Consider the following 13036-nt stretch of genomic DNA (forward strand, 5'->3'; position numbering starts at 1 on the left):
ATTCCCTCGGCTCAGCCGAGGGAAGGGGTCCTTCACGCGCCGCCGTGGTGACTGGTGGTGCTGCTGGGGCTCGTGATGGCCTTCCGGGACGGGTGAGAGGCACCTTGAGGGGACTCTGGGTCCCTCAAGGAGTCCTTCAAGGACCGGCCGCTACTCGGCCCACCGCCGTAGGTACCTAAAACACCCTTCGTCAGAACGACCCAAAAGACTCACGACCCCGCGGCTGTCGCGTACCGTCGTCGTGCGGCACGGGACTGATCGCGATCTTTTTGTGACCTGGGCGGGCAACCGTCCGGTCGCGCCTGACGTCAGGCATGCGTGGGGTGAACGACGAGCCGGTCCCGGTCTGGGGGCTGGGACCGGCTCGCGCTTTCTTCGCACCGTTTGACTACGGGGGTGGACATGGAATCGACCTGGTTGCGGGGACGCCGGGTGCCGCTGGCACTCGCGGTCGTCCTGCTGGCCGTTCTGGCGACGTTGGCGTTCGTGCTGTCCGGTCCAGGGGAGACCGGCCAGGCCGCTCCGCCGCAGGTCGCGGACACGTCGTCGGCGGCGGCGGCCGACCCGGGCACCTCCGTCGCGGCCGCCGAAGACGGGGCCGCCATCGAGGGGCTGCCGAAGGTCGACCCGGTGTCGATCGACGTGCCGAAGATCGACGCGAAGTCCAGCCTGGTCCCGCTCGGCCTCAACGCGGACAACACCGTCGAGGTGCCGCCGGTGACCCAGCCGATGCAGGCGGGCTGGTACGAGAACGGGCCGACGCCGGGGGAGGTCGGGCCTTCGGTGATCCTCGGCCACGTCGACGGGAACAAGCAGAAGGGCGTCTTCTTCCGGCTCAAGGAGCTGGCGCCCGGTGACAAGATCTCGGTCGGGCGCAAGGACGGCACGACGGCCGAGTTCGCGGTCACGAAGGTCGATCGGGTGCCGAAGGACAAGTTCCCCACCGACGCGGTCTACGGCGACACCACCGAGCCTGAACTGCGGCTCATCACCTGTGGCGGGGTCTTCGACAAGACGTCGCACAACTATCTCGACAACATCATCGTTTTCGCTCGGCTGCTCGCGAGGTGAGTCCCATGATCAGGTACCGGTCCGCTCTGGTGGTGACGTGCGGGGTGGCCTTGGCCGTCCCTTCCGCCGCTTTCGCGCAGGACGACGTCCAGCCCGCCGCGTCACCGACGCCGAGCACGACGTTCACCCCGCCGCCCGCGCAGTACCCGTTCGTCGCACTCTCCCCGTCGAAGTCGACGGCGGGGGAGGACATCCTGGTCTCGGTCGGCTGTGCGGTGGCCGACCTCGGCGAGGTGAAGTCGATGGTGCTGGACCGGATCGGGAAGTTCGAGGTGACCTCGGAGAATCCGGTGATCCTCGGCGCTGTCGCGCATATCGGCGACAAGGCGAGGCCGGGCTTTTACGCGGTCAAGGCGACCTGCAAGACGACGACGGTGACGATCAACCTCGAAGTCGTGCCGGGCAAGACCTCGACTCCGGCTCCGACGCCTTCCCAGCCGCCCAAGGCGACGCCTTCGAAATCGGATTCACCGGTCAAACCGGCGGTCGGGCGTCAGGTTTCGAAGATTCCGGTGGGGGCACCGCAGACCGGTGGCGGGGGAACCGCTCACTGATTCGTAAGCCGCGCTTTTGGCCGGCTGCTTGCGGAAGCAAGATTGTCACTCACGAGTCTTTTAGTGCCTGAAGGCAACCGATTCCCATTCCTGGAAGTGTTCTTTGTGCGGGGGCACGCACTGAGGGAGAAAAGATCATGGGAATGAAAAGAATTGTCGCGGGTGCGGGTCTGCTCGCGATGACGGCGGGAGTGATCCTCGCGCCGCAAGCGGCCGCGACCGCACCACCGCCGAAACTGTGGGTCAGCCCGGCGAAGGTCGCGCCAGGGCAGTCGCTCGAATTCACGGCCAGTTGCTACGGCACCCGCACCGCGGTGACGTCGCCGGGCCTGACCGGTCCGGTCACGCTCGACGTCCAGCCGGGCTCGGGGAACCAGGCGCCGTACATCGGGCACGGCAAGGCGGTGGCGAAGACGGGTAAGTTCAAGGCGAGTTTCCACTGCGACGGCGGGCCGAACCTCCCGGCGGCCAGCGGGACGGCGACCGTCGAGTTCGAGATCGTCTGCCTGCCGCCCACGACGTCGCCTACCGCGCCGCCGTCGAGCAGCAAGCCGCCGTCGAGCAGCGGCGCGCCTTCGTCTAGTCCAGCACAGCCGAGTCCAGCACAGTCGAGTCCGGCGCCGTCCAGTTCACGGGCCGTCGTCCCGGCGGCGCTAACGAAGTCGTGCGGCACGCCGCCGTCTTCGCCGGGCAAGAAGCCGCAGGTCAAGGTGACACCGAAGGGTGCTCCGCAGACCGGCGGCGGCGCACTCGGCTAGCCCTGGGAAGGGAGCAAGGGACCTTTGCTATCACTTTCCCGGCGGGGTCCGGGCGGCGCTGGAACGCAGGGCGGCCCGCGCAGTCCGTGAAGTCCTCTTTGAGGGACCCAGAGTGCCTCAAGGAGGACTTCACGGACTTGCCCAGAGGATCAGCCTTCGTCGTCGACCCAGTCGAAGGTCTTCGTGACGGCCTTTTTCCAGTTGCGGTACTCGGACTCGCGGCGGGCCTCGTCCATCGACGGGTCCCACTGCTTGTCCTGCGCCCAGTTGTTGCGGATGTCGTCTTCGCTCTTCCAGAAGCCGACCGCGAGACCGGCCGCGTAGGCCGCGCCGAGCGCGGTGGTCTCGTTGACCACCGGGCGGATCACGGGCACGCCGAGGATGTCCGCCTGGAACTGCATGAGCAGTTCGTTGACGACCATGCCGCCGTCGACCTTCAGCGACTTCAGCGGGACGCCGGAGTCGGCGTTCATCGCGTCGATCACCTCGCGTGACTGGAACGCCGTCGCCTCCAGGACCGCCCGCGAGATGTGGCCCTTATTGACGTACCGGGTGAGGCCGACGATCGCACCGCGGGCGTCGGAACGCCAGTAGGGCGCGAAGAGGCCCGAGAACGCGGGCACGAAGTACGCGCCACCGTTGTCCTCGACGGTGCGGGCGTGCTCCTCGACCTCGGCCGCGGAGCCGATCAGGCCGAGGTTGTCCCGCAGCCACTGCACGAGCGAACCGGTGACCGCGATCGACCCTTCGAGCGCGTACACCGTGTCGTTCGAGCCGATCTTGTAGCAGACCGTCGTGAGCAGGCCGTTGTCCGACATCACCTTTTCGGTGCCGGTGTTGAGCAGCATGAAGTTGCCGGTGCCGTAGGTGTTCTTCGCTTCACCCGGCGAAAGGCACGCCTGCCCGAACGTCGCCGCCTGCTGGTCGCCGAGGATGCCCGAGATCGGGACGCTCGCCAGCGCGTTCTTCTCCCGGACCTTGCCGTACACCTCCGACGACGACCGGATCTCCGGCAGCATCGACAGCGGGACCGTCATCTCCTTGGCGATCTCCGCGTCCCAGGCCAGGGTGTCGAGGTCCATCAGCATGGTGCGAGAGGCGTTGGTCGGATCGGTGACGTGTACGCCGCCGTCGACCCCGCCGGTCATGTTCCACAGCACCCAGGTGTCCATGTTGCCGAAGATCAGCTCGCCCGCTTCGGCCTTCGCGCGGGCGCCGTCAACGTTGTCGAGGATCCACTTGATCTTCGGTCCGGAGAAGTAGGTCGCCAGCGGCAGGCCCACCTTGGCGCGGTAACGCTCCTGCCCGCCCCCGAGCGAGCCGAGTTCGTTGACGATCTTGTCGGTGCGGGTGTCCTGCCACACGATCGCGTTGTACACCGGCTTGCCGGTGGTGCGGTCCCAGACCAGCGTGGTCTCACGCTGGTTGGTGATGCCGACCGCGACGATGTCGCCTGCGACCAGGTCGCCCTTGGCGAGCGCGCCCGCCGCGACGGCCCGCGTGTTCTTCCAGATCTCTTCGGCGTCGTGCTCGACCCAGCCCGCCTTCGGGAAGATCTGCTCGTGTTCCCGCTGGTCCACGGCGACCACCCGGCCGGAGTGGTCGAAGATCATGCAGCGGGTCGACGTGGTGCCCTGGTCGATCGCGGCTACGTACGAAGTCATCGAAGCTCCAGTTTCAGGTCAGGTTGTGGACGGCGAGGAACAGCAGTGCGGCCAGGGCACCGCCTGCCAGCGGGCCGGCGACCGGGATCCAGGAGTAACCCCAGTTCGGGTTGGCCTTGTTCTTGATGGGCAGCAGGAACGCGTAAGCGATACGGGGGCCGAGGTCTCGGGCCGGGTTGATGGCGTAACCGGTCGGGCCACCGAGTGACTGGCCGATGACCAGCACGACGAACGCTACACCGGCGTAGCCGAGCGCGGAGTTGCCGAAATTCGGCGTTCCGCTTTCACTTGTGGGGTTGGCGTAGATCGGGCTGAGCAGGATCCACGCGACCAGCACGAAGGTGCCGATGATCTCGGTGACGAGGTTCCATGCCTTGTTCGGGATCTGCGGTGCGGTCGAGAAGATGCCGAGCGTCTCGTCGCGGTTGGGATGGTCGTCGAACTGCAACTTGTAGGTGGCCCAGCAGAGCACCGCGCCGAGGATCGCGCCGACCATCTGCCCGGCGAAGTAGATCGGGACGTTCTCCCATTTGATCTTGTCGGCGATGGCGAGGCCCAGCGTCACCGCGGGGTTGAGATGCGCGCCGCTCGGCGCGGCGATGCTGGCGCCGGTGAAGACCGCGAACGCCCAGCCGAGGGTGATCATCACGACGCCACCGTTGTGGCCGTTGTTCTTTCGCAACACGTGGTTGGCGACCACGCCGTTACCCAGCAGGATCAGGACCGCCGTTCCCAGCAGTTCCCAGACGAAGATGGCTCCCACACTCACGTACGACCTCCACATTGGACATTCCGCGCAGGGTCGTACACGGTGTGCTACGGCGCCCTTGCCGACCCACGTCCGACGCACGTTACCGTCGCGTATTTGTTCCTTCCAGGCGTGGGAAGGACGAATTACGTCTCGAAGAGCACACTGCAAGATCAGCGAGGGTTACGCCACATGTGTCACCCGCACAACGGACCGGTCGCGGCCGATCGTGCGATGCTGGAGACCCGGCGGCACCAAGGAGGAATGTCACGTGGCAAGTTCTCAGCGCGAAGCCGAAAACAGCCCCGCCAGGCTGGGCCCGCTCAAGCGGGAAGAGTCGTGGCAGCGCCTGAGCGAGGACAAATTCGACCTCGTCGTGATCGGTGGCGGCGTGGTCGGGGCGGGTACCGCGCTCGACGCCGCGACCCGTGGCCTGCGGGTCGCGCTGGTTGAGGCGCGCGACCTCGCTTCGGGGACGTCGAGCCGGTCGAGCAAGCTCTTCCACGGCGGGCTCCGTTACCTCGAACAGCTGGAATTCGGCCTGGTGCGCGAAGCTCTGCGTGAGCGCGAACTGATGCTGACGACGATCGCGCCGCATCTGGTGAAGCCGGTCGCGTTCCTGTACCCGCTGACGCACCGCGTCTGGGAACGTCCGTACACCGCCGCCGGTCTGCTGATGTACGACACGATGGGCGGCGCGCGTTCGGTCCCCGGCCAGAAACACCTGAGCCGTGCGGGTGCGCTGCGGATGGTCCCGGCGCTCAAGCGGTCCGCGCTGATCGGCGGAATCCGTTATTACGACGCGCAGTCCGACGACGCACGCCATACGATGACCGTCGCCCGCACCGCCGCGCATTACGGCGCGGTGGTGCGCACCTCCACCCAGGTGGTCGGTTTCCTCCGCGAGGCGGACCGCATTTCCGGGGTCCGCGTGCGTGACGTCGAGGACGGCCGCGAGACCGAGATCCACGCCTCCGCGGTGGTCAACTGCACCGGTGTCTGGACCGACGAACTCCAGCGGCTTTCGGGTGGCCGGGGCCGGTTCCGCGTCCGCGCGAGCAAGGGCGTGCACATCGTCGTCCCGCGCGACCGGATCGTCTCGGAAGCGGGCATGATCCTGCGTACCGAAAAGTCCGTCCTCTTTGTCATCCCGTGGCGTAACCACTGGATCGTGGGCACCACCGACACGGACTGGAACCTCGATCTCGCGCATCCCGCCGCGACGAAGCACGACATCGACTACCTCCTCGAACACGTCAACACCGTGCTCGCGACACCCTTGACGCACGACGACATCGAAGGTGTCTACGCGGGACTCCGGCCTTTGCTCGCCGGGGAAAGCGAAGAGACCTCGAAGCTTTCGCGGGAACACGCGGTCGCACGGGTCGCGCCGGGACTGGTCGCGATCGCCGGCGGGAAGTACACCACCTATCGGGTGATGGCGGCCGACGCCGTCGACGCCGCGGCGGTCGACCTTCCCGGCAGGCCGCAGTCGTCCATCACGGACAAGGTGCCGCTGCTGGGCGCCGACGGTTACCACGCACTGGTGAACCAGGCCGATCATCTGGCCGCGGAGCACGGGCTGCATCCGTACCGCGTCCGTCACCTGCTCGACCGGTACGGCTCGATGGTGCACGAGGTCCTCGCTCTCGGCGAAGGACGGCCAGAACTGCTGAAGCCGCTGGAGCACGCTCCGGACTACCTCGCCGTCGAGGCCGTCTACGCGGCCAGCCACGAAGGCGCGCTTCACCTGGAAGACGTCTTGGCGCGCCGTACGCGGATCTCGATCGAGTACGCGCACCGCGGGGTGGACTGCGCCGAGCAGGTCGCCAAGCTGGTGGGCGAGGTGCTCGGCTGGACGAAGGAAGAGATCACCCGTGAGGTCGAGGTCTACCAGGCACGGGTACACGCGGAACAGGAGTCCCAGTCACAGCCGAGTGACGAGGCCGCCGACGCACTGCGGTCGGCCGCGCCGGAAGCGCGCTCAGGGATCATCGAACCGGTGAGTTGATCGCTCCTGCTGAATGGTGTGCCAAGCGCGCAAGGATCGTTGCCTGATCGGGTGAACCTGCAATAGCGTCGGCCGTCAGTGAGACGGAAGGCGGACTTGTGGTGTTTCTCGACTCGTCGACGTGGACGGACCGGATCTTCGCCGGAGGCTCGTGGGTGCCCGGCACCGGTGGCACCCGGAACGTCACGGAGCCCGCGACCGGCGCGGTTCTGGGCAGCGTCGGCGTGGCCTCGGCCGAAGACGCCGCGAAAGCCGCGGAGACGGCGGCCGAGGCGCAGCGGTCCTGGGCGGCGACACCGCATGTCCGGCGCGCCGCGATCCTGCGCACCGCGGCCCGGTTGTGGGCCGAGCACGCCGACGAGATCCGCTGGTGGAACGTCCGCGAGGTCGGCGCGGTGCCGGGTGTGGCCGGGTTTTCGCTGCACGTCGCGGAACAGGAGTGCTACGAGGCGGCCGCGTTACCCGGCCGCCCGTACGGCGAACTCCTGCCGAGTGAGGAACCGCGCCTTTCGATGGCGCGCCGCGTCCCGGCAGGCGTCGTCGCGGTGATTTCGCCGTTCAACATGCCGATCATCCTGGGCATCCGCTCGGTCGCCCCGGCGCTCGCGCTGGGTAACGCGGTCATCCTGAAGCCGGACCCGCGCACCGCCGTCACCGGTGGCGTGGTCCTCGCGCGGATCTTCGAAGAAGCGGGCCTGCCGCCGGGAGTGCTGCAGATGCTGCCCGGCGGCGCGGACGTCGGCGAAGAGCTGGTGACGCATCCGGCGGTCCGGGTCATTTCGTTCACCGGATCCACCGGCGCCGGGCGCAAGGTCGGCGAACTCGCCGGAAAGCATTTGAAGCGCGCGCATCTGGAGCTGGGCGGGAACTCGGCGCTCATCGTGCTCGACGACGCCGATGTCGACGAAGCCGCCGGACTGGCCGCGTTCGGTTCCTTCTTCCACCAGGGCCAGATCTGCATGACGACCGGACGGCATTTGGTGCACGAGCGGCTTTACGACGACTTCGTCGAGCGGCTCGCGGCGAAAGCGGCCGCCCTGCGAGTGGGTGATCCAGCGCAAGAGGAGGTCGCGCTCGGCCCGATCATCGACGCTGGGCAACGAGACAAGATCCACGATCTGGTCACCGCCAGCGTCGCGGCGGGCGCGCGGATCGCCGCCGGCGGCGAATACGATCGGCTCTTCTACGCCGCGACGGTGCTCGCCGACGTGCCGCCGGACGCGCCCGCCGTCGCACAGGAGATCTTCGGCCCGGTCGCGCCGGTCGTGCGTTACTCCGACGCCGAGGAGGCCGTCCGGCTGGCGACTTCGAGCGAGTACGGGCTCTCGTTGGGCATCGTCACCCGCGACGTCCTCAAAGGACTGGAGCTGGCCGACCGCGTCCCGACCGGGATCGTGCACATCAACGACCAGACCGTCAGCGATGAGGCGAACAGCCCCTTCGGTGGCGTCGCCGCTTCGGGAACCGGAAGCCGTTTCGGCGGCGCGTCGGCGAACGTCGAGGCCTTCACCGAGACCCGCTGGGTCACCGTGCGCAGCACCCCGGCGACCTACCCCTTCTGATCGCCCGCAATTAGTCCTCTAGTCGCGGTGGTTCGCACTACGTACTACCGCAACCAGAGGACGAAACGCGGGTGGGTCAGGCGGTGCGGCGCCAGCGGATGAGGCGTTCCCCGGTCGGGGCCGGGTCCAGCTCGGGCCCGATCAGGGTGAACCCGCATTTGCGGGCGACCGAGGCCGAAATGTCGTTGGTCTCTTCGTAGCGGTAGCTGACTTCGCGCAGGCCGAGCCCGCCGAAACCGAAGCGCAGGGCGGCGTTGAGCGCGGTGCTCGCGACGCCCTTGCCCCGTGACGCCGCCCGGACCCAGACCGACGCCTCCGCGTAGCCGAGGTCGAGATCGAGGTCCCGCAGGCCGACCTCACCCAGCAGATCCCCGGTCGTCGGCTCCGCCACCGCCCACGAGCAGCGTTCGTCACCGGCCCACTGTGCCGCGCGCAGGGCGACGTACTCGGTCGCTTCGTCGAGGTCCCGGAGCCGATAATTCAGGACGTACTTGCGGTGTATCGGGTCGGCGAAGGCCGCGACCAGCGCCGGACGGTCGTCGAGTGCCTTGTCCGCCCGCAGCTGCCGCAGGTAGTACTCGCCCGCGTTGATCTCCACCGGTTCCACCCTTCGAGGGTAACCGGACCGGTGGCGCCGCTTCAGCGACGGCGGCTGATGATCAGCGCGACCGCCAGCGGGAGCAGGAACACCAGGAACGTCCCCCTGGTGAAGAAGAACAACGCGATCGCGACCGCGGCGGCGATCGGGACGGCGCTGGCCGTCAGCCATTTCGCCGGCGGAGCGTCGCTTTTCGCGGACGCCTGCGCGACGCCGGGCATCGCGGCCAGTGGGAGCAGCGCGCTGGGCCTCGGTGACGGCAGATCCGTGAACAGCGGTTCGAGGTCGCTCGCCATCCGCGCGGCACTGATCTTCGCCGAACGGGTGCCGAACTCGTCGATGTCGAGCCTGCCGGTCCGGACATGCTCTTCCAGTGCTTCGAGCGCGTCCTGTCGTTCGGCGTCGCTCAGCCGGATGTCCGGTCTCCCGTCACTCACGTCCCGAGTCTACGGGCGCATCATCCGTCCAGTTCCCCGCGACGTTCCCGGTAGTGGTCCCGCAGTTCCCGGCGGTGGTCCCGCTGCAGCTTCTTGTGGGTCTTGTCCCAGCCCTTGCCCCAGATGCCCTCGCCGAGCACGCTGACGCCGACCGGAATGGCGAGGAGCCACCAGGTGGCGCCGGTGCCGATGATGAACGCGAGGGTGCCGATGAAGAGGAGCGGCAGGAGCGCACCCATGACGCGCTGCACGGGGGAGAGGCCCGCCCACGGCGGCGGCGCCGGCCTCTCGGGCTCGCTCGTCGCCACGGCCGCTTTGGGGACGTCGAACACCGGATGCGGTTCGGGCAGGTCGACGAAGACGTCAGACAGCTCACCGCGGGTTTTGGCCGCGGTGACCTTGGCGGATCGCTCACCGAACTCGTCGATGTCGATCCTGCCCACGCTCATGTGCTCACCGAGCGCGGTCAGCGCGGACTCTCGATCCTGATCACTGATCCGCAGCCGCGGAGACGGAACCTCGCTCACCTTGCCGATGGTAGGCCGTGCGAGGTCCCGTCAACCACGACATTCGTCAGTCTTTCAATTCGAAGAGCTGAGTCCCTTGCGTGACCGCCGCGCCGACCTCGACCGAAAGACCGGTCACGGTGCCCGCTTTGTGCGCGGTGACCGGGTTCTCCATCTTCATCGCTTCGAGGACGACGACCAGTTCGCCCGCCTCGACCTGCTGGCCTTCTTCGACGGCGACCTTCACGATGGTGCCCTGCATCGGCGCGGTGACGGCGTCGCCGCTGACCGCGGCCTTGGTGCCGCCCGCGCGCTTGCGCGGCTTGGCCTTGACCGCCGTGCCGCCGCCACCACCGGCGTCGAGCGAGAAACCACCGGGAAGCGACACTTCGAGGCGGCGTCCGCCGACCTCGACGACGACGTTCTGGCGAGGCTGCTCTTCTTCGGCCTCGACGGCTTCGGGGGCGACGAACGGCTCGATCTTGTTGTCGAACTCGGTCTCGATCCAGCGCGTGTGCACGCTGAAGCCGTCTTCGTCGCCGATGAAGGCCGGGTCGTCCACGATCACTCGGTGGAACGGCAGGACCGTCGCCATCCCTTCGGCGACCATCTCGGCCAGCGCCCGGCGGCTGCGCTCCAGCGCGTTCTGGCGGTCCGAACCGGTGACGATCAGCTTCGCGAGCATCGAGTCGAACTGACCGCCGATGACGCTGCCGGATTCGACACCCGAATCGACCCGGACACCTGGCCCGCTCGGCGCGACAAACCTCGTCACGGTGCCGGGTGCGGGCAGGAAGCCGCGGCCGGCGTCTTCACCGTTGATGCGGAATTCGATCGAGTGACCGCGCGGCTCCGGGTCTTCGGTGATGCGCAGCTTCTCGCCGCGTGCGATGCGGAACATCTCACGCACGAGGTCGAGGCCCGTGGTCTCCTCGGACACCGGGTGCTCGACCTGCAGCCGCGTGTTGACCTCGAGGAACGAGATCGTGCCGTCGACGGCGACGAGATACTCGACGGTTCCGGCGCCGTAGTAACCGGCTTCCTTGCAGATCGCCTTCGCGGATTCGTGGATGCGCTTGCGCTGCTCGTCGGACAGGTACGGCGCGGGTGCCTCCTCCACCAGCTTCTGGTGGCGGCGCTGCAGCGAGCAGTCGCGGGTGCCGACGACGATCGCGTTGCCGTGCTGGTCGGCGAGCACCTGGGCCTCGACGTGCCGCGGCTTGTCCAGGTAGCGCTCGACGAAGCATTCGCCGCGGCCGAAGGCGGAGATCGCCTCGCGCGTCGCGGATTCGAAGAGCTCCGGGATCTCCTCGCGGGTGCGCGCGACCTTGAGGCCGCGGCCGCCGCCGCCGAACGCCGCCTTGATCGCGACCGGCAGGCCGTACTCGTCGGCGAACGCGATGATCTCGTCGGCGTTCGCGACGGGTTCCTTCGTACCGGGCACGAGCGGCGCGCCGGCACGCAGCGCGATATGGCGCGCGGTCACCTTGTCGCCGAGGTCGCGGATGGCCTGCGGGCTCGGCCCGATCCAGGTCAGCCCGGCGTCGAGCACGGCCTGCGCGAAGTCCGCGTTCTCGGACAGGAAGCCGTAACCCGGATGCACCGAGTCCGCGCCCGACCGCTTGGCGGCGTCGAGCAGCTTGTCGAAGACCAGATAGCTCTCCGCCGCGGTGGTGCCACCCAAGGCGAAGGCCTCGTCCGCGAGACGGACATGGGGTGCGTCACGATCCGGATCGGCGTAGACGGCCACGCTGGTCAGCCCGGCGTCCTTCGCCGCCCTGATCACCCGTACCGCGATTTCGCCGCGGTTCGCGATCAGGATCTTGGTCACCGGACCACCTGTGCCGGCCTGCTCGGTCACGCCGTACCTCCTGCGTTCGCACGTCGGGCCGCCCCGATGCGGCTCCGCAGCAGTTTACGGAAGTTCCGGCCCTGCTTGAGTGAGAGCAAGGCCACCCAGTGACTTTTGTTTATACCAGCGCCTCGCGGTGCCGCAGTTCTTCTGGAAGGTCGGAATCGAGCACGATGAGGTCATAGGGCTGTGCCTGGTAGACGTGCCCGAGGTGCTCGGACTTGACCAATGCCCACGGCTGGTGCGGCCCACAGCATTCGACCAGGCGCTGCACCGAGCTGAACGCGATGAGTGCCATCCGGCCGTCGCTGGTCTCGCGAAGCTCGATCTCCGCGCTTGTGAAGTCCTTCGGCTTTTTCGCCGTGGGAAGGAACAGGGCGTTGGGCAATCCAGGGTTCGTCACGGGAACAACATAGACGTGCACTCTGCGCTAGATCACTTACGCTCTCGGATATGCGGACTCAGGAAGCGCGGACGCCGCGATCCGTGCTGTTCACGGCGGTGCTGGCCGTCGTGGTGTCGGCAGGCGTGTTCGTGGCTGTGTTCCTGCTCCGCCATCCCGAGCCGACACCCGCGGGCGCGCCCGACTCAGGTACGGCGCCCGACGCCGCCCCGGCGACGCCTGCCGTCAACTGCGGCCATTCCCTCTGCCGGGAGCTCGGGGCGATGACCGTCGGCGGGGTGCCCGTCGTGCTGCTGGCCGACGAAGCGGGGAAACAGGGTGTCGTCCGGATCGGCGGCGACTCGATTTTCCCGTTGATCATCAACGACCTGGGAGTCACCCTCGGGGGTGATTCCCTGCGGTGCGTCGACGGCGCGACGCCGGTTTGCCTGGTGCGTGGCGTGGCAGGCGGCGGTTCGGCGGGCGAGTTGTTCGTCGCGCGTGGCGGGATCTGGCGGGACACCGGGAAGCCGTACTTCTCCGACGCCGGGACGATCTCCCTGAACGACGTGACCGCCGACGGGATCGCGGATGTCATCGTCGTGCGCCACGAATGTCCCGGAGCGCAGTCCGGTTCGGCCCGCTGCCAGGCCGCGCCGGTGCTGGCGGAGGTCTACGACGTCGCGCGGGGCTCGGTGGGCTGCACGCGGCGGTACACCGCGCCCTCGGAACTGAAGGGGTGGCCGGACGTCCGGCTCGTCCGCGCTGACCTGCGGCCCTGTCCCTGACGCGGTAGCAAGGGACCTTTGCTATCACTTTTCGGCCGGGACGCCGGGGTCCAGTCCGGAAGTACATGAAGGCCCCCTTCCTTGCGCTAGGCGCAAGCAAGGGGG

At 68.0% G+C, this 13036-nt stretch carries 13 protein-coding genes; 6 read left to right on the forward strand and 7 right to left on the reverse strand.

The features are described 5' to 3' along the window. Nucleotides 1–402 precede the first annotated feature (402 nt). The 3 genes from AB0M65_RS35785 (at nt 403) to AB0M65_RS35795 (ending at nt 2383) form a co-directional block, all read left to right on the forward strand. Nucleotides 403–1071 (forward strand): class F sortase, encoded by a 669-nt coding sequence (locus AB0M65_RS35785; protein ID WP_364038161.1) that lies wholly within the window; start codon nt 403–405, stop codon nt 1069–1071. 5 nt (nt 1072–1076) lie between these two features. After that, nucleotides 1077–1625, forward strand: a complete 549-nt coding sequence (locus tag AB0M65_RS35790) for a hypothetical protein (RefSeq protein WP_364038164.1) — start codon at nt 1077–1079, stop codon at nt 1623–1625. A 137-nt stretch (nt 1626–1762) separates the two neighbouring features. Then, nucleotides 1763–2383, forward strand: coding sequence for a hypothetical protein (locus AB0M65_RS35795; RefSeq protein WP_364038167.1), 621 nt, complete (start codon nt 1763–1765; stop codon nt 2381–2383). A gap of 149 nt (nt 2384–2532) precedes the next feature. Here the strand turns inward: AB0M65_RS35795 and glpK are convergent, their stop codons facing one another. Both glpK and AB0M65_RS35805 read right to left on the reverse strand, forming a co-directional pair. Then, complete coding sequence (gene glpK / locus AB0M65_RS35800; RefSeq protein ID WP_364038170.1) at nt 2533–4047, reverse strand: glycerol kinase GlpK; 1515 nt, start codon at nt 4045–4047, stop codon at nt 2533–2535. A gap of 13 nt (nt 4048–4060) precedes the next feature. Continuing rightward, nucleotides 4061–4816, reverse strand: coding sequence for an MIP/aquaporin family protein (locus AB0M65_RS35805; protein ID WP_364038173.1), 756 nt, complete (start codon nt 4814–4816; stop codon nt 4061–4063). Between the two features lie 250 nt (nt 4817–5066). Between AB0M65_RS35805 and AB0M65_RS35810 the strand changes: the two genes are divergently transcribed. Together AB0M65_RS35810 and AB0M65_RS35815 are read left to right on the forward strand one after the other, a co-directional pair. Then, the gene (locus AB0M65_RS35810) at nt 5067–6806 is read left to right on the forward strand and encodes a glycerol-3-phosphate dehydrogenase/oxidase (RefSeq protein ID WP_364038176.1); all 1740 of its coding nucleotides are present in this window, start codon (nt 5067–5069) and stop codon (nt 6804–6806) included. 98 nt (nt 6807–6904) lie between these two features. Next, nucleotides 6905–8368, forward strand: coding sequence for a benzaldehyde dehydrogenase (locus AB0M65_RS35815; protein ID WP_364038179.1), 1464 nt, complete (start codon nt 6905–6907; stop codon nt 8366–8368). Nucleotides 8369–8444: 76 nt separating this feature from the next. On the opposite strand, the gene AB0M65_RS35820 is transcribed toward AB0M65_RS35815, so the two are convergent. From AB0M65_RS35820 to AB0M65_RS35840, 5 genes are all read right to left on the reverse strand, one after another. Next, nucleotides 8445–8975, reverse strand: coding sequence for a GNAT family N-acetyltransferase (locus AB0M65_RS35820; RefSeq protein ID WP_364038182.1), 531 nt, complete (start codon nt 8973–8975; stop codon nt 8445–8447). Nucleotides 8976–9007: 32 nt separating this feature from the next. Then, nucleotides 9008–9382, reverse strand: a complete 375-nt coding sequence (locus AB0M65_RS35825; protein ID WP_364038197.1) for a DUF1707 domain-containing protein — start codon at nt 9380–9382, stop codon at nt 9008–9010. 41 nt (nt 9383–9423) lie between these two features. Then, nucleotides 9424–9930: a DUF1707 domain-containing protein gene (locus AB0M65_RS35830; RefSeq protein ID WP_364038185.1), complete on the reverse strand. Its 507-nt coding sequence runs from the start codon at nt 9928–9930 to the stop codon at nt 9424–9426. 46 nt (nt 9931–9976) lie between these two features. Then, entirely contained in the window at nt 9977–11770 is a 1794-nt protein-coding gene (locus AB0M65_RS35835; protein ID WP_364038188.1) for an acetyl/propionyl/methylcrotonyl-CoA carboxylase subunit alpha, read from the reverse strand. 109 nt (nt 11771–11879) lie between these two features. Continuing rightward, complete coding sequence (locus AB0M65_RS35840) at nt 11880–12164, reverse strand: SAV_915 family protein (RefSeq protein WP_364038191.1); 285 nt, start codon at nt 12162–12164, stop codon at nt 11880–11882. Between the two features lie 50 nt (nt 12165–12214). Between AB0M65_RS35840 and AB0M65_RS35845 the strand changes: the two genes are divergently transcribed. After that, the gene (locus AB0M65_RS35845) at nt 12215–12931 is read left to right on the forward strand and encodes a hypothetical protein (RefSeq protein ID WP_364038194.1); all 717 of its coding nucleotides are present in this window, start codon (nt 12215–12217) and stop codon (nt 12929–12931) included. The last annotated feature ends 105 nt before the right edge of the window (nt 12932–13036 follow it).

This window comes from Amycolatopsis sp. NPDC051071 (assembly GCF_040682875.1).
Taxonomy (GTDB): Bacteria; Actinomycetota; Actinomycetes; order Mycobacteriales; family Pseudonocardiaceae; genus Amycolatopsis.

Bases quoted from the DNA above. Each gene is read 5' to 3' on its own strand.
- AB0M65_RS35785 (WP_364038161.1), top strand. From the start codon at position 403: ATGGAATCGACCTGGTTGCGGGGACGCCGGGTGCCGCTGGCACTCGCG.
- AB0M65_RS35790 (WP_364038164.1), top strand. From the start codon at position 1,077: ATGATCAGGTACCGGTCCGCTCTGGTGGTGACGTGCGGGGTGGCCTTG.
- AB0M65_RS35795 (WP_364038167.1), top strand. From the start codon at position 1,763: ATGGGAATGAAAAGAATTGTCGCGGGTGCGGGTCTGCTCGCGATGACG.
- glpK (WP_364038170.1), bottom strand. From the start codon at position 4,047: ATGACTTCGTACGTAGCCGCGATCGACCAGGGCACCACGTCGACCCGC.
- AB0M65_RS35845 (WP_364038194.1), top strand. From the start codon at position 12,215: ATGCGGACTCAGGAAGCGCGGACGCCGCGATCCGTGCTGTTCACGGCG.